Genomic DNA, 21,922 nt, shown 5'->3' with positions numbered 1-21,922 from the left:
TCTCAATCCCAGGCGTAGGTGCCGTCGAGGAGTGCCTCGAGCAGCGGACGGTGCATGACGTAGTCGTCGCGATCGGCGGTGTCGGTGTCCTCGCCGAAATGGATCATGCGGCGCTTGATGCGGCCCATGACGATGCCGTGGCGCAGCGCGGCGTACATGAGGTACCAGTCCAGATCACGCACCGCGTGCCCGGTGGCCTCCTCGTACAGCTTCTCGATGTCGCTGCGGCGCAGGAAGTCCGGCAGTCCGGGCTGGTCGAACTTGGTCGCGATGTCCTGGAAGAAGCGGTGAATCAGGATGGGCCAGGCCACATCCAGCTCGCGCGGTCCGATGGCCGCCATCTCCCAGTCGAGTACTGCGACGGTGTCCGCGCCCTCGTTCTCGGCGAACATGATGTTGCCGGGCCGGGCGTCGCCCCAGTTGAGCACGTCCGGTCCCGAATCCTGCGGCCAGTTCGCTTCGAGCCAGTCGAAGGTGCGCTCCAGCAACGGAATTCGGTAGCCATCCCGGGCCAGCGCCCAGTCGTACCACTGTTTCTGCGCCTCGAAGTGCCTGCGCAGCGCCGAACCCTCGCCGTCCAGCATGGGGAAGCGCTGTTCGGGATTGTCGATCTCGTGCACCTTGGCGATGACCTCGACGGTCTTGCGGGTGATCTCGAGCCGCTGTTCGGGCGTGGCGTCGAAGACCCAGCCGAAGAACACGTACGGCGGATTGTCCTCGCACACCCGCCCGTTCACCCGGCGCATGACGAAGAAGGTGGAGCCGAGGACCTTCGGATCGGTCTCGAGCCAGCACAGCGGCGGCAGCGGCGCGTCGGTGGCCGCGGCCACCCCGGCCATGATGGCGTACTGGGATTCCAGGTCGTACTTCTCGAAGACCGGGAACGAGCTCTCCTCCGGCGCGAGCCGGGCCACGAACGAGCCGCCCTCGGGCTGCCCGGCCACGCTCCACTCGGCGTCGAACAGCAGGGTCGTGCTGGACATGCCGCCCGCCTGCGGTTTGTTGAGCGAGGTGACGCGCGGCGCTTCGTCGGCGTCGACCTTGGTGGCGAGCCATTGCGCCAGCTGATTCGCGAGTTCGTCATTATCCCGGTCGGAGACGGTGAGTTCCCATCTCTGATTCGGATCGTCGGCCGACATTTCGGTTTCCTCCTGGCGCGCTGAAGCGGGCGTGTCGATGCGGCTCGGGTCGGACAGGACCGAGTGTGACCCGGATAACACGGTGTTCAGAAATGTAACGTGTTCCAGTTCGTTTGGGCAGTGCTTTGTCTGGTAAGTACCGGTGAATGGGACGGGCGTCGCCCCCGGTTCCCGGCCCCGGTAGTGCTGGCACGTAATCCCCCGGGGGTATGCGCGCGGTCCCGCGAACCCGGGTTCCGTTCAGGGTCATCCCGGAGGTGTGCGCCCCCGCGAATTCCTATCGTTCGGAGCGAACTGTTCCGAGTGGGAGGACCGGATGAGCACCCGAACGATCGATGCCGAGCCCGAGCGCGCCGAACCGGCTCGGGCGCCCGAGGCCCCGCCGTCGCCCGCGTGGAACCCGTTGGCCCGGATCGGATTCCGATTCGTCGTCGCCTACGTCACGCTGTTCTGCTTCGGCTATCCGCAGCTGGTCTTCGCGTTCCTGGGCCCGCTGGCGCGGTTGCTGCCCGACGACGCGGTGTTCGGCTTCGCGACCCTGCCGAGTCCGGCGGTGGAGTGGCTGGGGCGCACCGCCTTCGACACGGAGGCGGTACTGAGCGAGGACTCCGGCAGCGGCGATCAGACGTACCTGTGGGTGCTGGTCTTCGGCCTGCTGCTGCTCGCGGTGGCGGTCACCGTGCTCTGGACCCTGCTGGATCGCCGTCGCACCGAGTATCGCCGCCTGGCCGGCTGGTTCCTGCTGCTGACGCGCATGTTCCTGGCCGGGCAGATGCTGTTCTACGGCTTCGTCAAACTCATCCCCACCCAGATGCCGGAACCGGCGCTGTCCACACTGCTGACCCCGGTGGGCGAACTCTCGCCCATGTCGATGCTGTGGACCCAGGTGGGTTCGGCCCCGGCCTATCAGATCCTGCTCGGCGCGGCCGAGGTCCTGGGCGGCCTGCTGCTGCTCGTACCGCGCACGGCCCTGGCCGGGGTGCTGTTGAGTCTGGTCAGCATGGCGCAGGTGTGGGTGCTGAACATGACCTTCGACGTCCCGGTGAAACTGCTGTCCTTCCACCTGCTGCTGCTGTGCCTGGTGCTGCTGGCCCCCGAGGCCGGGCGGCTGACCCGGCTGCTGACCGGTGCGGCGGCCGGGCCCGCGCGCACCCCGCAGCCCGTGCGGGGCCGGCGCGCGGTCCGGGTCGTGGCCGCCGCGCAGGTCGCGCTCGCGGTGTGGTTCGTGGCCGGCATCCTGCCGTCGAGCCTGGAGGGCTGGGAGAAGTGGGGCGGCGGGCGTGAGCGTTCCCCGCTGGCCGGCATCTGGGACGTCACCGAGTTCACCCGGGACGGGCAGCCGGTCCCACCGCTGCTCACCGATGAAACCCGCTGGCGCAGACTGGTTCTGGAGGAGATCGAGTTCGCGCACTACCAGCGCATGGACGACGGGCTGGTGCCGGTGGCCCTGGACCTGGATACCGCGGCGCACCGGCTCACCCTGACCTCGATGCAGGCCGCCGATCCCGCCGCGACCCCGGAACCCTTGGGCGCGTTCGGCTACGAGCAGCCCGCGCCCGATCGCCTGCTGCTCACCGGTGAGCTGGCGGGCCGGCCGGTGAGCATCACGCTGACCCTGTTGGACGCGGACCGATACCCGTTGCGGCGGGGCGGAATTCACCTGGTGCAGGACTTCCCCGACCTGGGGTGAGGCCTCACCCGGTGATGTTGCCGATCTGATTGACCCAGTTGGGATTCGGTGCGAAGAACTCTCCGGTCCCGGAGACGAAGACCCGCTGGGCGGCGGTGTCGCCCAGCAGGCGGGCCGCCAGCCACGCGGTCGGATAGCCGAGGTAGCCGTGAACGCCCAGCGCGCACAGCGTGATCGCGGGTGCGCACTGCGGTTGTCCCTGCACGTCATTGTGATTCACCTCGGCCAGGGTGCCCCAGGCCTTGGGGATCGTCGCCGGGATCGCCTCGTAGTACGCCTGGATCGATTGCAGCCCGATGACCGGCGGCGGCAACAGTTGCCGGGAGGGAGAGATCACCGCGTCCGCCGACCCGTTCACCAGGAAGATCGAACCGTTCCCGGGACCGGTGATGTCCGGGCACCACGACCCGGTCGAACACCACAGCTGAATCGGCAGCTCCAGCGGAACCACCGTCTTGATTCTGCCGCCGGACAGCGCCATCGCGTTGATCACGCCGGTGGCCCCCTGCGAATGCCCCACCGCCCCCACCAGGTCCGGATCGACCCTGCCGTACAGGGGGCTCGCCGGATCCTCGGCCTGACGCAGCAGGTACTCCACCGCACCGGCGATGTCCTTGCCCGAACCGGTCTGCCGATTGCGCGCCGCGATCACCACGAAGCCCCAGGAGGCCCAGTGCTCGAGCAGGTGGGTGTACTGCTCCGGCGCGGCGTCGGTGCCGTTGCCCCAGGTGATGATGGGGTGCCGCACGCCGCCCGCGCCCAGATCGGCCGGTCGCCACAGGTCATAGGACGCGCCGCTGGAGTCGCAGCACCCGAAACCCGGCACCGCGGTGACCGCCCACGGCCCGCGCTCGGCGTACTTCGATTCGACGGTGGTCACCGCCGGGGCGTCGGCGGTCACGATCGCCGAACCCGTCGCGGGCAGGAGTAGGACGGTCAGCACCGCGCAAATCCGTAGTGCGGGAACGAGCATCGCGTGCGCTGTGCTGGCGAGTGTCATAGCGGCACAGCATAGGAACGTGCCCGGGCGATCCGCCGCAGGTGGTCGCGCTGATCGCCCGCGCCACGGACCTTTCGGGCGAACCCGGCAAGACAGTCGCGAGGCGATTATTACCCTCGCGAACACACGCCGTAGGCTCAATCCTTGTGCCGAACACGTCAGCCGCATCGCAGGACCAGCCCGTAGGCGACCCGAACTACCTGGTCGGGCTCGATCTGAACGGTCGCCGCGTCGTCGTGGTCGGCGGTGGCACCGTCGCCCAGCGCCGTCTCGGCCTGCTCATCGCCTCCGGCGCGCAGGTGCACGTGATCGCCCGCGAGGCCACCCCGGCCGTCGAGGGCATGGCGACCTCCGAGCAGATCACCCTGGAGCTGCGCGACTACGCCGACGGCGACCTCGACGGCGCCTGGTACGTCATGGCCTGCACCGACGAGCCCGAGACCAACGCGGCCGTCGTCGCCGAGGCCACCGGCCGCCGCGTGTTCTGCGTGCGCGCGGACACCGCCCGGCTCGGCACCGCCGTCACCCCAGCCACCGCGCGCTACGACGGCATGAGCCTGGGCGTGCTCGCGGGCGGGCAGCACCGCCGCTCGGCCGCGATCCGCAACGCGCTGCTCGAAGCCCTGCAATCCGGTGTGGTGAGCGATGATTCGGAGCCCGTCGCGCCCGGCGTCGCCCTCATCGGCGGCGGTCCCGGCGATCCGGATCTGATCACCGTGCGCGGCCGCCGCCTGCTCGCGCACGCCAATCTCGTTGTCGCCGACCGGCTCGCCCCGCCCGAGCTGCTCGCCGAACTCGGCCCCGACGTCGAGGTCGTGGACGCGGCCAAGATCCCGTACGGGCGCGCCATGGCGCAGGAGGCCATCAACACCGCGCTCATCGAGGGCGCCAAGGCCGGCAAGTTCGTGGTCCGGCTCAAGGGCGGCGACCCGTACGTCTTCGGCCGCGGCTACGAGGAACTCGAAGCCTGTGTCGAGGCCGGGATTCCGGTGACCGTCGTTCCCGGGGTCACCAGCGCCATCTCGGTGCCCGCCCTGGCCGGCATCCCGGTCACCCATCGCGGCGTCACCCACGAATTCGTGGTCGTCAGCGGCCACGTCGCGCCCGATCACCCGGACTCGCTGGTGGATTGGCCCGCGCTGGCCAAGCTGCGCGGCACCATCGTGCTGCTGATGGCGGTCGAGCGGATCGAACAGTTCGCCGCCGCCCTGCTCGACGGCGGGCGCGCCGCCGACACCCCGGTCACCATCGTTCAGGAGGGCAGCCTGCGCACCCAGCGCATCGTGCGCGCCGAGTTGTCGACGGTGGCCGAACGCGTGCGCGCCGAAGCCATCCGCCCGCCGGCCATCATCGTCATCGGCCCGACCGCGGGCTTCACCGCGGGCGCTCCGGACGCCACGGCGGCGGAGTCCGGCGCGCACTGAGCCGGCCCGGACCCGCCATTTCCGGAACAACTGTGCCGATCGCGACCGTGGGTCCCGGCTCTGACCAGGCTGTCCAGCGCGGCGGCGGTACTCGCCGTCGCCCACATAGCCCATTGTGGAAGAAGTTCGATCCGGTGTGCGGCAGCCCATCCACTACAGTGGGCGCGTGCTCGATAACCCCGCTGCGACGATGCAGTATCCGGTGACCAAGCGGGCGTTCGGGCTCGCGATTCTCGTCTTGAGCGGGTTGCAGCTGATGGTGGTGCTCGACGGCACCGTCATGATTCTCGCGCTGCCCCGGCTCCAGGAGCAGATGGGCCTGTCCAGCGCGGGCAGCGCGTGGACCGTCACCGCGTACGGTCTGCCGTTCGCGGGTCTGATGCTGCTGGGCGGCCGGCTCGGCGATTCCTTCGGCCGCAAGCGCATGCTGATCTACGGCGTCGCGCTGTTCACCCTCGCGTCGGCCCTATGCGGTACCGCGCAGAACGAAGCCTGGCTGATCGCCGCGCGCGCCCTGCAGGGCACCGGCGCGGCCATCGCCGCCCCGACCGCTTTCGCGTTGGTGGCGAGCACCTTCGCGCCCGGCCCCGCGCGCAATCAGGCGGTGGCGATCTTCGGTTCCATGGTCGGCGTCGGCTCGGTCGGCGGCCTGGTGGTCGGCGGCGCGCTCACCGAACTGGATTGGCGCTGGATCTTCTGGATCAACGTGCCGATCGGCATCCTCATCGTGCTCGGCGCGATCAAGGTGCTGCAGGACACCGAACATCACCGGGTCTCGCTCGACGTGCGCGGCGCGGTGCTGGGCACGGTCGCGTGCGCGGCCATCGTCTTCGGCGCGACCGAGGGGCCGCAGATGGGCTGGGACAGCCCGATCATCCTCGGCTCGCTGCTCGGCGGCCTGGCCCTGCTGCTGCTGTTCGTCTTCGCCGAGCGCAACGTGGACAACCCGCTGCTGCCGTGGTCGCTGTTCGACAGCCGTGATCGCGTCATCTCCTTCATCGCGATCTTCCTGGCCTCGGGCGTGCTGGGCGCGACCACCTTCTTCGTGGCGCAGTTCCTGCAGAACGTGCTCGACTACACCCCGCTGAACGCCGGTCTGGCCAGTATCCCGTTCACCCTCGGCGCGGGCGTGGGCACGGCCGTGGCGTCCAAGGCCGTGCAGTACGTGCAGCCGCGCTGGCTGCTGTTCGGCGCCGCGATGCTGCTGTCCGCGGCCCTGTACTTCGGCTCGACCCTCGACGGTTCGGTGCAGTACTTCCCGACGCTGCTGTTGCTGCTGTCGGTGGTCGGCGCGACGGTCGGCGTGGTCATCGTGATCCTGCCGCTGTGCGTGCTGGTCGGGGTGGACATGGCCAACATCGGGCCGCTGTCCGCGGTCGGGCAGATGTTCATGAACATGGGCACGCCGTTCGCGGTCGGCCTGCTGAGCCCGGTCGCGCTCTCGCGCACGCTGTCGCTGGACGGGACCAACGGCAAGGTGACCGATATGAACGATATGCAGATCGCCGCGCTCGGCAGCGGCTACATGCTGGTGCTGCTGGTGTGCGCGCTCGGCACCGCGGTCATGGGTCTGCTCGCGCTGACCCTGCGCTACACCCCGGACCAGCTGTCGCAGGCCCAGCACGCGCAGGACGAGGCCCAGAAGTCCTGAGCGAGAGCGCAAATCGGGCTTATGCCGTGAAGCGGGCGGCGTGGTGAAAAGCACCGCCCGCGAGGGGTGTTGCCGGAGCCGCTGATTCGGCAGACTGCCCTGATGGGGAACCTCGACGCAGTACTGCTGGACCGCTGGATCGAACTGGCCGGGCCGTCGGCGCGCGGGGTGGGGGAGGATCTGGTGCGGCGCTATTCCGAGGCCCACCGCCGCTACCACACCGTGGAACACCTGGCCGCCATGCTCACCGTCATCGACGATCTGCAGGCCGACGCCGGGGACATCGCCGCCGTCCGGTACGCCGCCTTCTTCCACGACGCGATCTACGCGGTGGACCGCCCCGACAACGAGGAGGCCAGCGCGCAGCTGGCCGAGAAGACCCTGCCCGCATTGGGACTGAACGCCGGCGCCGTCGCCGAGGTGGCCCGCCTCGTCCGGCTGACCGCGGGGCACACCCCCGAGCCGGGCGATCGCAACGGTGCGGTCCTGTGCGACGCCGACCTGGCCATCCTGGCCGCCGACGCGCCGTCCTACGCCGCCTACACCCGCGCGGTCCGCGCCGAGTACGCCCACGTTCCCGACGACCTGTTCCGCCCCGGCCGCGCCGCGGTCCTGACCGCACTCGTCCAGCAGGACAACCTCTTTCGCACCCCCACCGCCCGCGCCCGCTACGACGCCCCGGCCCGCGCGAACCTCGCCGCCGAGATAGCGAGCCTGACCGCCGAGACCGCCTGAGGCCCCGCCGCACCCGATGCGCGTCGATCGCGCGGATGCGGCACGCGGCCACCGGGTTCGGCACTCGCACGCGGCAGCAGCGTGATGCGGCACCGTTCCGCCGGTTACCAGGCGGCTGCGGCGGCGCGGAAGAACCGATCGCGCCGCGCCGCGCCCGATGCTCGCGCACGGTGGGCGGGCCCGTTGCGCTCAGCGCGAACGCCGGACCGCTCGCGCGGGACGGGGGGTTCCGGCGAAACGCGTCGTCGGGGCGGTCCTGGCATGCGGACGGGGTGTTCCGGGCGCTCCGGACGTGGTTCGCGGGCTCGGCGGACGTGGCCTACCCGCGGGTATCGTCGAGGGAGTTTGCGGTGGCCGGAGGTCTTTCCGGGCACGGTCCCCTCTCGAGGATGAGCTCCTGGTGATAAAGATTCCGCGCGCGGTATTCATGCTGGTCGTTCCGGCCCTGCTGTTCCTGCTCCCGTGGTGGCTGCTGGTGTACACGACGCTGTCGGGTGCGGCGTTCTGGGCGGGGACCGCGGTGTTCCTGCTGGGATACATCGCGCTGCCGCTGGCGATGGTGAACGGGCACGGATCTCGGGAGTCGGACGCCGCGGCGCTGGTGGGCGACACCATGCTCGGCATCCTGTGGGTGCTGTTCAGCTGGTCGGCCATCGGCACGGTGGCCCGGGCCGTGCTGATCGTCGCGGGGGTGGACGATCCCGTGCGGTCGCGGGTCGTGGCCCTCGGCGTCCTGGCGATCTCGGCCGTGCTGACGGCGTGGGGCATCTACGAGGCCCGCCGCCTGCCGCGGGTGAAGACCGTCGAGGTGACCATTCCCAAGCTCGCGCCCGCGCTGGACGGGCTGCGCGTCGTGGTCGTCACCGACACGCACTACGCCGCCACCGACCGGCTGCGCTGGTCCGAGCGGGTGGTCGAGACCGTCAACGCGCAGCGGCCCGACATCGCCTGCCACGCGGGCGATCTGGCGGACGGCTCGGTCGCCAAGCGGCGCGCGCAGGTGGATCCGCTGGGCAAGGTCGAGGCGACGCTGGGCCGGTTCTACATCACCGGCAACCACGAGTACTTCGGTGACGCGCCCGGCTGGATCGAGCATATGGCGGGCCTGGGCTGGCAGCCGCTGCGCAACCAGCACGAGACCCTGACCCACAACGGCGAGCGCCTGATCATCGCCGGCATCGACGATCCCACCGGTGTGGCTGTGCCCGGGCACGGCCCCGATCTGCCCGCCGCCCTGACCGGCGCGGACCCGGCGCTCCCGGTGGTCCTGCTGGCCCACCAGCCCAAGCAGATCACCGACGCGGTGAAAGCCGAAGTGGCGCTCCAGATCTCCGGCCACACCCACGGCGGCCAGATCTGGCCGTTCCGCTACCTGGTCCGCCTGGATCAGCCGGTGGTCGCGGGCCTGAGCCGGCACAGCGAGCACACCCAGCTCTACACCAGCCGCGGCACCGGCTTCTGGGGTCCGCAGCTGCGGGTCTTCGCACCCAGTGAGATCACCGTCCTGATCCTGCGGTCGCCCGCGGCCTGACGGCTCGCCCGCCGCCTGGCGAGTCGGCCGGGGCGGCAGCCGATTTCGGTCCGCCCCGGCCGTCGCCGCCCGGCCTGCTTCCAAGTCCGCCGTCGGGTGAACTCGGTCGCGGAGGTCGGGTCGGCACGCGTGGTGGCGGGGACGGGCCTGGCTATGGGTGCAGGCCGGAGCCGAATCCCGTTGGACGGACCGATATTCGGTGACCCGGCTACCCGGCCGAGTTCGCGTGCTCGTCCGCCACCTTCAGTACCTGATCCAGAATCGCGAGCCCCTCCCGGGTCTCGGCCTCGGTGACCGTGCACGGCGGCACGGCGTGAATCCGGTTGAAGTTGTTGAACAGCAGCAGCCCGGCGGCCTTGGCGGCGGCGACGGTCTCGGTCATGGCCGGGCTCGTCCCGCCGTAGGGGGCCAGGGGTTCGCGGGTCTCGCGATCGCGCACCAGTTCCACCGCCCAGAAGACCCCGCGCCCGCGGACCTCGCCGACGCTCGGATGCCGTTCGGCCAGTTCCCGCAGCCCCGGCCCGAGTACGTTTTCGCCGATGTGCGCGGCGTTCTCGACGATCCGCTCCTCGGTCATGGCGTTGATGGTCGCCACCGCCGCGGCCGTGGCGAGGGGATGCCCGGAGTAGGTGAGCCCGCCCGGGTACGGGCGGTCGGCGAAGGTCGCCGCGATGTGCGGCGCGATCGCCACCCCGCCCAGCGGCACGTACCCCGAGTTCACGCCCTTGGCGAAGGTGAGCAGATCCGGCGTCACGTCGAAATGCTGGATGGAGAACCACTTTCCGGTCCGCCCGAACCCCGCCATCACCTCGTCGGCGATGAGGACGATGCCGTGCCGGTCGCACAGCTCGCGCACACCCGCCAGGTAGCCCGGCGGCGGCACCATGATCCCCGCGGTGCCCGGCACCGGCTCGAGGATGATGGCGGCGATCGTGCCCGGCCCCTCGAACGCGATCGTCTGCTCGAGATGCTCGAGCGCGCGCTGCGCCTCCTGTTCCTCGGTGCCCGAATGGAATTGCGTCCGGTACAGGAACGGCCCGAAGAAGTGCACGACCCCGGCATTGCCGTGATCGTTCGGCCAGCGCCGCGGATCCCCGGTCAGATTGACCGCGGTCTCGGTGCCGCCGTGGTACGAGCGATACCGCGCGAGCACCTTGTAGCGCCCGGTGTGCAGGCGCGCCATGCGCACCGCGTGCTCCACCGCGTCCGCACCGCCGTTGGTGAAGAAGACCCGGTTCAGTTCACCGGGTGTGCGCTCGGCGATGAGCCGCGCGGCCTCCGAGCGCGCGTCGTTGGCGTGCTGCGGCGCGACGGTGCAGAGCTTGGCGGCCTGGGCCTGGATGGCCGCCACCACCTTCGGATGCTGGTGCCCGATGTTCGTGTTCACCAGTTGCGAGGAGAAATCCAGGTAGCGGGTTCCCGCGCCGTCCCACACGTACGAGCCGGCGGTGGCGGCCACGACCATGGGCTGCAACGCGGCCTGTGCCGACCACGAGTGGAAGACGTGCGCGCGGTCGAGTTCGTACGCGCGGTCGGCCTCGGCGCGCGCGGTCTCGAGGGTCAATCCGTTGGGCAGGGTCATGACGGGTCCTCTCAACTGTTCTGCGGGAAGCCGAGATTCAGCCCGCCGTGACTGGGATCGAGCCAGCGGGTGGTGACGGCCTTGGTGCGGGTGAAGAAGTGCACGCCGTCCACGCCGTGCGCGTGCGAATCACCGAAGAGCGAGTTCTTCCAGCCGCCGAAGCTGTAGTACGCCATGGGAACCGGGATGGGGACGTTGATCCCCACCATGCCGACCTCGACCTCGTTGTGGAAACGCCGGGCCGCGCCGCCGTCGTTGGTGAACAGGGCGGTGCCGTTGCCGTAGCGGTTGGCGTTGATCAGGGCCAGGGCCTCGTCGTAGGTCTCGACCCGCACGACCGAGAGCACCGGGCCGAAGATCTCGTCGGTGTACACGCTCATCTCGGGGGTGACGTGGTCGAGAATCGTCGGGCCGAGCCAGAATCCGTTCTCGTCGCCGTCGGCGCGCACGCCCCGCCCGTCGAGCACGACCGCGGCCCCGTCGGCTGCCCCGGCGGCGATGTAGTCCGCGACCCGGTCGCGGTGCGCCCGCGTGACCAGCGGTCCCATATCCGATTCGGCGGTGCCGTCGCCGGTGCGAATCGTGCGGGCGCGCTCGCTGATTCGCGCCACCAGCGCGTCGGCGATCGGCCCGACCGCGACCAGCGCGCTGATGGCCATGCAGCGCTCGCCCGCCGAGCCGAAGCCCGCGTTCACCGCCGCGTCCGCGGCCAGATCCAGATCCGCGTCGGGCAGCACCACCATGTGGTTCTTGGCCCCGCCCAGCGCCTGGACGCGTTTTCCGGCGGCGGTGCCGTGGGTGTACACGTATTCGGCGATCGGCGTGGAACCGACGAACGACACCGCCTTGATCGCCGGATGCGCCAGCAGTTCGTCCACCGCGACCTTGTCGCCCTGCACCACGTTGAACACCCCGGGCGGCAGCCCGGCCTCCTCCCACAGCGCCGCCAGCCACAGCGACGCGGAGGGATCCTTCTCACTCGGCTTGAGCACCACGGTGTTTCCGGCGCCGATGGCCAGCGGGAAGAACCACATGGGCACCATGGCCGGGAAGTTGAACGGCGAGATGATGGCGACCGGGCCCAGCGGCTGGCGGATCGAGAAGATGTCGACCCGGCTCGACGCGTTCTCGGTGTAGCCGCCCTTGAGCAGGTGCGGTATGCCGCAGGCGAATTCGACGATCTCCAGTCCGCGCGTGACCTCACCGAGGGCGTCGCCCAGCACCTTGCCGTGCTCGGCGGTGATCAGTGCCGCCAGTTCCTGCTTGCGCGCGTTGAGCAGTTCGCGGAAGCGGAACAGCACCTGGGTGCGCCGGGCGAGGGAGGAATCGCGCCACGCGGGGAAGGCGGCCACGGCGGCGTCCACCACCGCGCGCACGTCGGCGGCGGTGGCGAGCGCGACCTGTCCGGTCACCACCCCGGTCGCCGGATTGGTCACCGGCGCGGTCGCGGTGCCCGAGCCGGGAAAGGGTTTGCCGTCGAGCCAGTGTCCGATGGTCTGCATAGCTCCTCGATTCCGGAGGCGGTCGGGACGGGCCGCGGCCCGGTTTCCACTGTGCGCTCTGAGCGCCGGTGCGGATCCCGACGATCTGTACGAAATTCCGTTGGCGGTATTACGATTCGTCGGTGCTCCTCACCGTTGCTGACATTCTGGCGATGCCGGTGGTGCGCGCCGGGCAACCCGAGGTCGCGGGCGGCGGGTCGCTGATGCGCCCGGTGCGCTGGGTGCACGTGAGCGAGTTGGCCGAGGTGGCGACACTGCTCGCGGGCGGCGAGCTGATCCTGACCACGGGCCAGGCGCTGGCGGGCGGCGACGCCGCGACCGTCGGCTATCTGGAGGCGCTCGCGGCGGCCGGGGTCGCGGGCCTGTTCGTCGAATTGGGCACCTCGGTGCCGGAATTGCCGCCGTGCGTGGCGGAGACCGCGGATCGGCTGGGCCTGCCGGTGGTGGCGCTGCGCGCGGTGGTGCGATTCGTGGAGATCACCGAGGCGGTGCACCGCATCATCGTGGCCGAGCAGTATGCCGAACTCGAGTTCGCGCGCACCGTGCACGAGACCTTCACCGCCCTGAGCGTGCGCCGGGCCGCGCTGGCGGAGATCGTCAAGACCGCCGCCGGGATGCTGGACGCCTCGGTGGTGCTCGAGGATCTGACCCACCGCGTGCTGGCCTCGACCGCCCGGCACACCGCCACCTCGGCGCTGCTCGAGCGGTGGGAGACGATGTCCCGGCTGCTGCCCGACGGCGACGCGAGCGTGGTTCCGGTCGGCCCGCACACCCAGCCCTGGGGCAGGCTCATCGTGCGCGCGCCGGCGGTGTCCGACGCGCGGGCCGCGGCGATTCCGGCCGCCCGCGCCCGGGTGGTGCTCGAACGCGCCGCCCAGACCCTGACCCTGCACCGCATGATCGAGCGCGATCGTTTCGGCCTGCACCGCCAGGCCCAGACCGGGCTGATCGACGACATGGTCACCGGCCGCCTCACCGATGAGCGCGACGCGGTCGCCATGGCCGCGACCCTGGGCCTGGCCCGCCGGGCAAGGTACCTACCGCTGGCCCTGGATGTGGCGGGGACGGTCGAGGCCGATCCCGTTGCGCACCAGCGTCGTACGGCCGCGATCATCGACGCCGCGCTGCACGGGGTGGCGCTGTCCAAGACGACCGCGCTGGCCACCGCCGAGCACGGCAATCGTGTGAATCTCGTACTGGCGCTGTCTCGTACGGGCGATGTGGACGCGCTGTTGACAGCCGTGTGCACCGCCGTGCTCGGCGAGGTCCGGCGGGTGCCCGGGGTGGACCGCGCGGTCATCGGGGCGGGCTCGGCCTCGGAGTCGTTGCTGGACACCGCCCGTGAGCTCGCCCGCGCGGCGCACGTGGCCGAGGTCGCGCTCGCCCTGACCCCCGCCGCGCCCCGCCCGTTCTACCGCAGCGGCGACGTCCGCCTGCGCGGCCTGCTCGCGCTGATTCGCGACGAGCCCGGCGTGCAGGGTTTCGCCGAAACCGAGCTGAGCGCCCTGCTGCGCCACGACATCCGCCACGCCACCGACCTGACCGGCACCCTGCGTCAATTCCTGGACCTGGCGGGCAACAAGACCGAACTCGCCAAACGCCTGATGGTCAGCCGCCCCACCCTCTACGACCGCCTGGCCCGGATAGAACGCCTCCTCGACGTGGATCTAGACGCCGGCGAGACCCGCACGTCCCTCCACACCGCCCTGCTCATCCGCGATCTCACCGTCTCGGATCACCTCCGCCGCTGACACCGACCGCGGACCACCGGGACGAATTTCCCTCGGCGCCGGAGTATCTGACCTTCGTCGTCACGCCAGGTCGTTCCGACTCCTCGGCGTCATCCTGATGTCGAGCATCAGCCTGCGTCATCCAGTCGTGCTCTCGGCCGGGATACCGTGTGGGTCCGGGGACTCTGGCTACCGCACCGCCTGCGTCAGCCGATCGGTTCCGCGCCCGCCGAGGCGTCGCGGCGCTGACGGCGCTCCCGGAGCCAGCGGCGGGCGCGGAACGCCAGCCAGCCGAGGCCGATCAGCAGGATCAGGACGGCGACGAACGCGAGGATCGGGACCGCCAGGGCCAGCACGGTCAGCACCAGGGAGGTGCCGTCCTCGGCGGTCGAGACCACCGGATTGCCCACGCCGCCGGTGGTTCCGGTGACGAACGGGCGGGCCACCGTGCGCCCGGCGTGAATACTGCCGGCGGTGACCGCGCCGAGGATCGCGGCGACCGCGGGCGGCAGTTGCGAGGACACGCTGGTCTCGGCCGCGAACAGGATCGCCCCGGACGCGGGGGCGACCAGCGCCCCGAACCCGTGCAGCACCGAGTCCAGGGCCGGGATCTTGTCCCCGATCAGGTCCAGCACGAACACCACGGCGATGCCGATCAGCGCGGGCGTCGAGGACAGCCAGCTGTACGAGTCGCCCAGGTCGATCCACCCTAACCGGTCGGCGAACCCCACCAGCAGCAGTGGCAACCAGGCATTGAGCCCCGCCGCACCCGAGAGCCCGAACGCGCCGAGCACCGCTCCGACGGCCGCTGTTATCTCCATGCCACGAGTCTGCCGGGTATGTCCGACATCGGCTCGTATTCGGTGCGCGGATGTTCGCACGAACACGCTGTGCCCGGTGCTCCCGCGCACGTGACGGCCGGCACGGCACCACCGCCGGACCACGGCGGTTGTTCCTGCGACACGATCGGCCGATCGGCCGCCGCGAGCCCGGCTACCGCCCGTGTCATACCCGCGGTTGGATCCCGCAGGGTCGGCCGAACGGGCGTCTGTTCCGTGAATGCGTCGAATACCTTGCGGCAGTGCGTAATGGGCGGGCACCGTGGTCGGCGTCGATCCGGTCCCACGGCCGTCGGGCCCTTGTGGATCGTGCCGGCGCCCGGCCGTGCGTCAGGCCGGGTCGGCGCCCATCGGGTTGGGGTAGGGGACATCCCCGCTGCGGGCAACGAGCACGGCCGCGGGCGTGAGGACGTCCAGGGTCGCCGCGGCGGTGTCGATGTCGCGGTAGGCGGTCATGGCGAGCGCGTCGGTGCGAGCCTCGATGTGCTCGTGCAGGGCGCGCCCCGCGGCGGTGAGCGTGTCCCCGTCGAGCAGGCCGCGATCGTGCAGGCGGGATCGAGCTGCGGCCCAATCGGTTTCGGTCCAGCCGCGCACGCTCTCCCACAGCGCCAGGGGAACGCCGGAGGCGGCGGAGAACAGCAGGTGGGCTTCGCAACCGTCGACGCCCTCGCTCAGCAGACAGGCCACGTGACCGTCGCCGCGGTGTTCGCGCAGGCTCGTGACCGCCTGCCACAGTTCCTCGACCGGATCGGCGGGCGCGGGCAGGTCGCGATTGGCGGCGAAGAGCGGGCGGCCGGTGTTCGGTGCGCTCGCGATGGCCGCGCGCAAACCCGGCAGCGCGCCGGCCGCGGCCGCCTCCACCTCGGGAATCAGCTTGCGCAGCACCGCGGCCGCCGCGGCCGATCGCCCCGCGAGCACCGACTCGCGCGTGGCGTAACCCCACGCATCGGGCAGCGCGCGCCGGACCATGGCCGGGTGGAAGTTGTAGAAGGTGGCCTCCACCACCCCGGGACCCACCGCGCCGATCGGCGCCGCGCGGGTCGCGAAGTAGCCCATCCAGAATCCGCGCAGCCCCAGGGCTTTGTGCGCGGCGATGGCGTCGGGGGAGAAGTAGGTGATGGCGTGCAGTGGCTCGATTGCCCGCCACATCGACCGGGCGAAGTCGTTGTCCATGCCGCCCACCCTACTGGCTGGGTTTAGTAAACTGAAGTCAGAGAGGAAGATTCGGGCCCGCGCCGGATCCGCGTACGCGGCAGCGGGCCGCGCCGATGGCACCATGATCGGCATGATCAATCCGAACGATCTGCTGGTCACCGCCTACGACGAGGCGCGCCTGGGACTCTCCGAAGGCGGCATCCCCATCGGCGCGGCCCTGTTCGACAGCACGGGAAAACTGCTGGGGCGCGGCCACAATCGCCGCGTGCAAGCCGATGATCCCAGCCTGCACGCGGAGACCGACGCCTTCCGCCGGGCGGGCCGCCGCCGCGACTACCGCGACACCATCATGGTCACGACGCTCTCGCCCTGCTGGTACTGCAGCGGCCTGGTCCGGCAGTTCGGCATCGGCGCGGTCGTCGTCGGCGAGGCACGCACCTTCTCCGGCGGCCACGAATGGCTTGCCGAACAAGGGGTTTCGATCACAATCCTGGACGACCCGGCCTGCGTGGACATGATGTCCCGCTTCATCGCCGAGCGGCCCGAACTCTGGCACGAGGACATCGGCGTCACGGACTGAGCGGCGAGCCCGGGTCATCTCACTCGCCGCAGCGGGCTCACTCGTTGCAGACGGCGTCGTGCACCAGCACCGAATCGCTGTACCAGCGCGCGCCGTTCTCCGCCTCGACCCGGGTCGCGCCGTAGCCGCCGGTGTACTTGTTCATGACCTCGGAGAAGGCCACCGCGCCGCAGCCGGTGAACGAAGTGACCGTCGAGCAATCGCTGAAACCGCACTTCTCCTCCGCGGCCCGGCTGGCCGCGGCCTCGGAGTCGTAGTTCCACGACCAGCCGAGGTCGCCGTTGCTGGAAACCGCGATGGCGCCCCAGTAGGTGTACGCCTGCGCCGGGGCGGCGGGGAGCACGGTGGCGAGGGCGGCGAAGGTGAGGCCGGCGGTGCCCAACAGGATCTTGCGCATGAAATGTCCTTGCTTGGAAGTGAACTGAAGTACTACCGATCAAGACCGTCTGACCGGTACGAACAACTATCGCGCAGGACACCGACAGCGTTTACACGCGACCGAACGCGCTGTTGCGGCCCGGTGCACGCGAAAGCCCGCGCCCCGATGCGGAATCGGGACGCGGGCCTCCGGATGCGTGAGCGTGCGGGCCGGGAAACCGGCGCGCGGCTAGGAGACTTCGGTCGGCGCCCAGCGATTGGCGGTGATGAGGTATCCGGGCTGATCCGCGGTCGAGGTGCGGGTCTCGTAGATCCGCTGATACCCGGTGCTGGCGATCACCCAGCGACCGTCCTCGCGCACGTAGGTGTCGTGGTAGTACGCCGCGCCGCGAATCGTGATCTGGAAGTCCGGAACGATCACGGTGTCCTCTAGACACCAACTGGCCCTTGCGGTTTCGCCGGTCACCTCGATCTCCGGATGGTTCGCAACGTGCACGGTGATGATGTTGCCGCCCAGCGCCGTGCGCATGTAGTCGACCAGTGCCTCGCGACCGGTGAATTCGAGCGGCTGACCGCCCGAGGGCGAGCCGTACGAGCCGATCACGTCCGTGCTCAGTGTCGCACCGAACCCGTCCCACTCCTTCAGATCCAGCGTGCGGAGATACCGGTACTTGAGCTGGCGGATCTCTTCCAACGCGGTGTGGTCCATAGCGATTACCTCCCGAGAACTAGTCGGGATGAATTGGAACACAGGCTCGCCCATCCTGGAATCGCTCGGGCCGATCACCGGACAGACTGTTCCCATGTTCAAGAAGTTGTTGGCGGCGGCCGGAGTAGGCGGCGCCGAGGTCGAAACCGAACTGCACACCCCCGGCGTCCAGCCCGGCGGCACCGTGCACGGGGTGGTCCGGCTGCGCGGCGGCAGCGTCGCCCAGGACATCTCGCGGGTGGCCCTGGAGTTCGTGACCCGGGTGGAATTCGAGCACACCGAGGAGGAGACCAGCGGCCTGCGCGGTTTCCACCTGACCCCGGTGCACGGCCCGATCCGGCTCGAGCCCAAGGCGCTCTACGACATTCCGTTCGGCCTGTACACGCCCCTGGAAACCCCGATCACCTTCTACAACGGCCGCCATCTGCCCGGCGCGCAGGTCGCGGTGCGCACGATCGTCGAGATCTCCGGCGCGGTCGACGCCGGGGACAGCGATCCGCTCGGGGTGGGCGCGCTGCCCGCCCAGCACCACATTCTGGCCGCCATCGAACAGCTCGGCTTCCACCTGCACTCCGCCGATTGCGAATGGGGCGGGCTCAGCGGCATCCAGCAGGAGCTGCCGTTCTACCAGGAGATCGAGTTCCTCGGTTCGCCGCGCCATCCGCACCTGAAGCAGATCGAGGTCACCTTCGTGGCCCGTGAGCACAACCTCGACGTGATCATCGAGGCGGACAAGAAGGGCGGCTGGTTGCACGAGGGCCGCGATGTCTACGACGTGATACGCGTCGACTATCACACGTTGGACCAGGTCAACTGGGCGCACGTGCTGGACCAGCGTTTCGGTTCGATGTAGTCCGAAACTGAACATCTCGTTCTACCCACTTAGCAACCAAGCGCTTGCTACATTGCGGCCATGATTCCCACCGTGGTCTGGGGCACCGGCAATGTGGGCCGGGCCGCCATTCGTGCTGTCGCGGCCCATCCCGGACTGAAGCTCACCGACGTTCTGGTCAACAACCCCGACAAGGTCGGCCGGGACGCCGGCGCCCTGGCCGGCCTCGACACCGAACTGGGTGTGGCCGCGACCAACGACATCGACGCGGTCCTGGCCGCCGGACCGCGGGCGCTGGTCTACGCCGGCTCCGGCGAGATCCGCCCCGATGACGCCCTCGCCGACATCGCGCGCGCGATCCGCGCCGGTGCGGTCGTGGTGACCCCCTCGCTCTACGCCCTGTACGACCAGCGCAACGCGCCCCCCGAACTGCGCGAGCAGGTGCTCGCCGCGGTGGCCGAGGGCGGCGGCTCGCTCTTCGTCAGCGGCATCGATCCGGGCTGGGGCAACGACGTACTGCCGCTGCTGATCAGCGGACTCGGCCACACCGTCGACGTCATCCGCTGCCAGGAGATCTTCGACTACACCACCTACGACCAGCCCGATTCGGTGCGCTGGCTCGTCGGCATGGGCCAGCCCCTGGAGTACGAGCCGCCCATGCTCGCGCCCGGCATCCCGACCATGGTGTGGGGCGGGCAGATTCGGCTCATCGCCCGCGGCCTCGGCGTCGAGATCGAAGAGGTCCGCGAGGTCGTGGAACGCCGCCCGCTCGAACAGACCGTGACCACGGAGCTGATGGGCGATTTCGAGGCCGGCGGACAGGGCGCGGTGCGCTTCGAGGTGCAGGGCATCGTCGACGGCCGCCCGCGCATCGTCATCGAGCACGTCACCCGCATCCACGCCACCTGCGCCCCCGACTGGCCCATCCCGCACAGCGGCGCGGGAGCGCACCGGGTGATCATCGAGGGCAGCCCCCGCATCGAGGTCACCATTCAGGCCACCGACGAGGGCGGAAACCACTCCGCGGGCGGAAACGCCACGGCCGTAGGCAGATTGGTGGGCGCCATCGAATGGCTCGCCGCCGCCGAACCCGGCCTCTACGACGCGCTGGACATCCCCCTGCGCAACGGCACACTCGGAAGGAACCAGCCGTGATCATCGACATTCCCGAAGGCAAGGACCCCATCGGCTACGTCTGGGGCGAAATGGTCCCCGGCATCGGCGTCGCCGCGGCCGCGTTCTCGCTCGCGGTCTACGAGCACACCACGCTCGGCCTGCCCGAGTTCGAGGCCGCCCGGCTGCGCATCGCGCAGATCAACGGCTGCCTGTTCTGCCTGGACTGGCGCACCGACCGCAACGGCGAAAAGGTCGACGAGTCCTTCGCCGACGAGGTCACCAACTGGCGCACCGCCGAATCCTTCGACGAGCGCACCCGTTTGGCCGCCGAGTACGCCGAGCGCTACGCCCTCGATCACCACGGTCTCGACGACGCCTGGTGGGAGCGCATGTTCGCGCACTACACCCAGGCCGAGGTCACCGAGCTGTCGATGTGCCTGGGCTCGTGGCTGGCCTTCGGCCGCCTGAACCACGTGCTCGGCCTGGACGCGGTCTGCGTGCTGCCCAGCCACGCGCAGGCGTCGGCCACACTGGCCGCGGAGTAGTTCCGGTCGCGAGGTGTTGTCCGGACCTGCCGGGCAACACCTTTCGCCGCTCAGGCGGGCAGCGCGTCCAGGAACTCGCGCAGCAGCGAATTCACCTGCGCCGCATGGGTGATGTTCGCGCCGTGCGTCGCCCCCGCCACGGTGTGCAACCGGGCCGGGCCGCCGAGCTGGGCCGCGAGCGCGGTCATGTCCGCGTGGCTCTCGGCCTGATCGTGTTCCCCGCGCACCAGCAGCGCCGGGCAGCTCAGGTCGCCGATCGCCGCGGCCACCGAATCCCGTTCGATCAGGCAGTCCGCGGCCAGCCGTAGTCGGCTCCGATCGGCGTTGCACCACTTGGTGATCCAGAGCTGCTGCTCGGCCGGGGTGCCGCCGATCATGGTCTTGGCGATCATGGCGGCCAGCGGATGGAACGGCGTGGACTCCATCCAGGCCCGCATGATCCCGCGATAGCGCTCGCGTTCGGCGGCGTCGTAGGGCTCGGCCGAGGTGCCCATCAGCACCAGCGCGCGGACCCGGGCCGGCTGTTGCAGCGCCATCCGCAGGGCGGTGTATCCGCCCTGGGACATGCCGCCCGCGACCACCTCGTCGATGCCGAGTTCGTCGAGCACGGCCCAGACGTCCTCGGCCAGATCCCAATACGTGAACGGATCCCGGTAGTCCTCGGTCAGCCCGTGCCCGCGCGCGTCGACGGCGATCACCCGGTAATCCGGTGCGAGCCCGGCCCCTTGACGCGCGAACATCTCCTCATCGAGAAAGAATCCGTGGCTGAGCACCAGGACCGGGCCGTCGGCCTCGGTGTCGGTGTAATGAACTTTCGCCCCGGCGGAACTCACGAATGGCACGGCAATCTCCCATCTCCCACTGTGCGCCACCATAACCGGAACCGGATTCGCCTGTGGTGCTGTCCGATAGCTTCCGGCCGGTAGCAGACGGCCCGAGCCCGTGCGGTCGGGCCGCGGCGCGCGCGGATACCGGCGGGCGGTGGGCCGGCAGGACGGCGGGATTCCAGCGCCGGCCTACGTCACACGACGCTAGGTGAGCACCAGAAGTTCGGTGGGGGAAGCGATTTCGATGCGCAGGCCGAACTTCTCCGCCACCCGGGCCAGGCCGTTGATATCGGCGGGCTCGGTACGGGTCAGCACCAGCGCGCGGGCGAGCAGGCCCTTGTGATGTTTGTTGAAGTGGCTCACCACGGTTCGGCTGCCGTCGGGCCGTTCGGTGAGCACGGTGGCGGTCACCGCGCCCGGGATGCGGCCCAGATTCTGGTAGGTGCCCGAGCGCAGATCCACGGTCAGCTCCCCGTCGGTCTCCGCGCGCAGCGCCTCGGGCAGCACCTGCTTCCACAGCGACTGCAGCGTGGGCAGGCCGGGCAGCTTCGATCCGCCCGAAAGCCGGTACGCCGGAATGGGATCGCCCGCGCGCACCACGCCGAACAGCGCGGATCCGATGGCCAGGCGCGCGTCGGCCTTGGCGCGCTGGGTTCTGGTCAGCGACGCGGCGTCGAGGGCGTCGTAGAGAACGCCGGTGTAGCGGTCGAGCGCGGCGCGGGTGGGGGAGGACCGCAGCGCGGCGTTGCGCGCGATCTCCGCGTCGGCCCCCTTGCCCAGGCCGAGCGCCGAGCGCGAGGCGTCGGGATCGGCGGCCAGTTGGCTCAGTTCGGTGACCAGCTTGTCGCGGACCGCGGTGAGCTGCGGCATCGCGAGGGAGTCCAGGTTCAGTGGATCGCCCGAGCCACCGTCGGACTTGGTTTCGGAGGGAGGCAGCAGCACCAGCACGAGCCAACA

20 protein-coding genes are annotated in these 21,922 nt (G+C 70.2%); 10 read left to right on the top strand and 10 right to left on the bottom strand.

What is annotated here, in order from left to right:
* Nucleotides 1–2: 2 nt before the first annotated feature.
* Complete coding sequence (locus ACFVBH_RS08915) at nucleotides 3–1,139, bottom strand: phosphotransferase family protein (RefSeq protein ID WP_379000959.1); 1,137 nt, start codon at nucleotides 1,137–1,139, stop codon at nucleotides 3–5.
* 316 nt (nucleotides 1,140–1,455) lie between these two features.
* On the opposite strand from ACFVBH_RS08915, the gene ACFVBH_RS08910 reads away from it, so the two are divergent.
* Nucleotides 1,456–2,829 (top strand): DoxX family protein, encoded by a 1,374-nt coding sequence (locus ACFVBH_RS08910; RefSeq protein WP_379000958.1) that lies wholly within the window; start codon nucleotides 1,456–1,458, stop codon nucleotides 2,827–2,829.
* Between the two features lie 4 nt (nucleotides 2,830–2,833).
* On the opposite strand, the gene ACFVBH_RS08905 is transcribed toward ACFVBH_RS08910, so the two are convergent.
* Nucleotides 2,834–3,829, bottom strand: coding sequence for a hypothetical protein (locus tag ACFVBH_RS08905; protein ID WP_379000957.1), 996 nt, complete (start codon nucleotides 3,827–3,829; stop codon nucleotides 2,834–2,836).
* 146 nt (nucleotides 3,830–3,975) lie between these two features.
* On the opposite strand from ACFVBH_RS08905, the gene cobA reads away from it, so the two are divergent.
* The 4 genes from cobA to ACFVBH_RS08885 all read left to right on the top strand — a co-directional run bounded on the left by cobA (nucleotide 3,976) and on the right by ACFVBH_RS08885 (nucleotide 9,170).
* Nucleotides 3,976–5,253, top strand: a complete 1,278-nt coding sequence (gene cobA / locus ACFVBH_RS08900) for a uroporphyrinogen-III C-methyltransferase (protein WP_379000956.1) — start codon at nucleotides 3,976–3,978, stop codon at nucleotides 5,251–5,253.
* 190 nt (nucleotides 5,254–5,443) lie between these two features.
* Complete coding sequence (locus ACFVBH_RS08895; protein ID WP_379001658.1) at nucleotides 5,444–6,904, top strand: MFS transporter; 1,461 nt, start codon at nucleotides 5,444–5,446, stop codon at nucleotides 6,902–6,904.
* 102 nt (nucleotides 6,905–7,006) lie between these two features.
* The gene (locus ACFVBH_RS08890; RefSeq protein ID WP_354988964.1) at nucleotides 7,007–7,639 is read left to right on the top strand and encodes a metal-dependent phosphohydrolase; all 633 of its coding nucleotides are present in this window, start codon (nucleotides 7,007–7,009) and stop codon (nucleotides 7,637–7,639) included.
* 427 nt (nucleotides 7,640–8,066) lie between these two features.
* Nucleotides 8,067–9,170 carry a metallophosphoesterase gene (locus ACFVBH_RS08885; protein WP_379001656.1) on the top strand — a complete coding sequence of 368 codons (1,104 nt, stop codon included), beginning with the start codon at nucleotides 8,067–8,069 and terminating at the stop codon, nucleotides 9,168–9,170.
* A 208-nt stretch (nucleotides 9,171–9,378) separates the two neighbouring features.
* Here the strand turns inward: ACFVBH_RS08885 and ACFVBH_RS08880 are convergent, their stop codons facing one another.
* Together ACFVBH_RS08880 and ACFVBH_RS08875 are read right to left on the bottom strand one after the other, a co-directional pair.
* The gene (locus tag ACFVBH_RS08880; RefSeq protein WP_379000954.1) at nucleotides 9,379–10,752 is read right to left on the bottom strand and encodes an aspartate aminotransferase family protein; all 1,374 of its coding nucleotides are present in this window, start codon (nucleotides 10,750–10,752) and stop codon (nucleotides 9,379–9,381) included.
* Nucleotides 10,753–10,763: 11 nt separating this feature from the next.
* Nucleotides 10,764–12,254, bottom strand: coding sequence for a CoA-acylating methylmalonate-semialdehyde dehydrogenase (locus ACFVBH_RS08875; protein WP_379000953.1), 1,491 nt, complete (start codon nucleotides 12,252–12,254; stop codon nucleotides 10,764–10,766).
* A gap of 122 nt (nucleotides 12,255–12,376) precedes the next feature.
* Between ACFVBH_RS08875 and ACFVBH_RS08870 the strand changes: the two genes are divergently transcribed.
* The gene (locus ACFVBH_RS08870; protein ID WP_379000952.1) at nucleotides 12,377–14,005 is read left to right on the top strand and encodes a PucR family transcriptional regulator; all 1,629 of its coding nucleotides are present in this window, start codon (nucleotides 12,377–12,379) and stop codon (nucleotides 14,003–14,005) included.
* Between the two features lie 185 nt (nucleotides 14,006–14,190).
* Here the strand turns inward: ACFVBH_RS08870 and ACFVBH_RS08865 are convergent, their stop codons facing one another.
* Entirely contained in the window at nucleotides 14,191–14,805 is a 615-nt protein-coding gene (locus ACFVBH_RS08865; protein ID WP_379000951.1) for a DUF4126 domain-containing protein, read from the bottom strand.
* Between the two features lie 348 nt (nucleotides 14,806–15,153).
* Nucleotides 15,154–15,996 carry a hypothetical protein gene (locus tag ACFVBH_RS08860; RefSeq protein WP_379000950.1) on the bottom strand — a complete coding sequence of 281 codons (843 nt, stop codon included), beginning with the start codon at nucleotides 15,994–15,996 and terminating at the stop codon, nucleotides 15,154–15,156.
* A 112-nt stretch (nucleotides 15,997–16,108) separates the two neighbouring features.
* Between ACFVBH_RS08860 and ACFVBH_RS08855 the strand changes: the two genes are divergently transcribed.
* Nucleotides 16,109–16,558, top strand: a complete 450-nt coding sequence (locus ACFVBH_RS08855; protein ID WP_379000949.1) for a nucleoside deaminase — start codon at nucleotides 16,109–16,111, stop codon at nucleotides 16,556–16,558.
* Between the two features lie 37 nt (nucleotides 16,559–16,595).
* Here ACFVBH_RS08855 and ACFVBH_RS08850 read toward each other — a convergent pair whose 3' ends face one another.
* Both ACFVBH_RS08850 and ACFVBH_RS08845 read right to left on the bottom strand, forming a co-directional pair.
* Nucleotides 16,596–16,955 (bottom strand): DUF4189 domain-containing protein, encoded by a 360-nt coding sequence (locus ACFVBH_RS08850; RefSeq protein ID WP_354988957.1) that lies wholly within the window; start codon nucleotides 16,953–16,955, stop codon nucleotides 16,596–16,598.
* A 210-nt stretch (nucleotides 16,956–17,165) separates the two neighbouring features.
* Nucleotides 17,166–17,645 carry a nuclear transport factor 2 family protein gene (locus tag ACFVBH_RS08845; protein WP_354988956.1) on the bottom strand — a complete coding sequence of 160 codons (480 nt, stop codon included), beginning with the start codon at nucleotides 17,643–17,645 and terminating at the stop codon, nucleotides 17,166–17,168.
* 94 nt (nucleotides 17,646–17,739) lie between these two features.
* Here ACFVBH_RS08845 and ACFVBH_RS08840 point away from each other — a divergent pair, with 94 nt between their 5' ends.
* The 3 genes from ACFVBH_RS08840 to ACFVBH_RS08830 are packed head-to-tail and all read left to right on the top strand — an operon-like array spanning nucleotide 17,740 to nucleotide 20,138.
* Entirely contained in the window at nucleotides 17,740–18,498 is a 759-nt protein-coding gene (locus tag ACFVBH_RS08840; protein WP_379000948.1) for a sporulation protein, read from the top strand.
* A gap of 60 nt (nucleotides 18,499–18,558) precedes the next feature.
* The gene (locus tag ACFVBH_RS08835) at nucleotides 18,559–19,632 is read left to right on the top strand and encodes a dihydrodipicolinate reductase (protein ID WP_354988954.1); all 1,074 of its coding nucleotides are present in this window, start codon (nucleotides 18,559–18,561) and stop codon (nucleotides 19,630–19,632) included.
* Nucleotides 19,629–20,138 carry a carboxymuconolactone decarboxylase family protein gene (locus tag ACFVBH_RS08830; RefSeq protein WP_354988953.1) on the top strand — a complete coding sequence of 170 codons (510 nt, stop codon included), beginning with the start codon at nucleotides 19,629–19,631 and terminating at the stop codon, nucleotides 20,136–20,138. Before ACFVBH_RS08835 ends, ACFVBH_RS08830 begins: the two co-directional genes overlap by 4 nt.
* A gap of 50 nt (nucleotides 20,139–20,188) precedes the next feature.
* On the opposite strand, the gene ACFVBH_RS08825 is transcribed toward ACFVBH_RS08830, so the two are convergent.
* Nucleotides 20,189–20,980 carry an alpha/beta fold hydrolase gene (locus ACFVBH_RS08825; RefSeq protein ID WP_379000947.1) on the bottom strand — a complete coding sequence of 264 codons (792 nt, stop codon included), beginning with the start codon at nucleotides 20,978–20,980 and terminating at the stop codon, nucleotides 20,189–20,191.
* A gap of 189 nt (nucleotides 20,981–21,169) precedes the next feature.
* Nucleotides 21,170–21,913 (bottom strand): peroxide stress protein YaaA, encoded by a 744-nt coding sequence (gene yaaA, locus ACFVBH_RS08820; protein ID WP_379000946.1) that lies wholly within the window; start codon nucleotides 21,911–21,913, stop codon nucleotides 21,170–21,172.
* Between the last annotated feature and the right edge of the window lie 9 nt (nucleotides 21,914–21,922).

It is taken from the genome of Nocardia sp. NPDC057668, from assembly GCF_042799795.1.
Classification (GTDB): Bacteria; Actinomycetota; Actinomycetes; order Mycobacteriales; family Mycobacteriaceae; genus Nocardia.
This window is presented reverse-complemented; position numbering and strand designations above follow the sequence as displayed.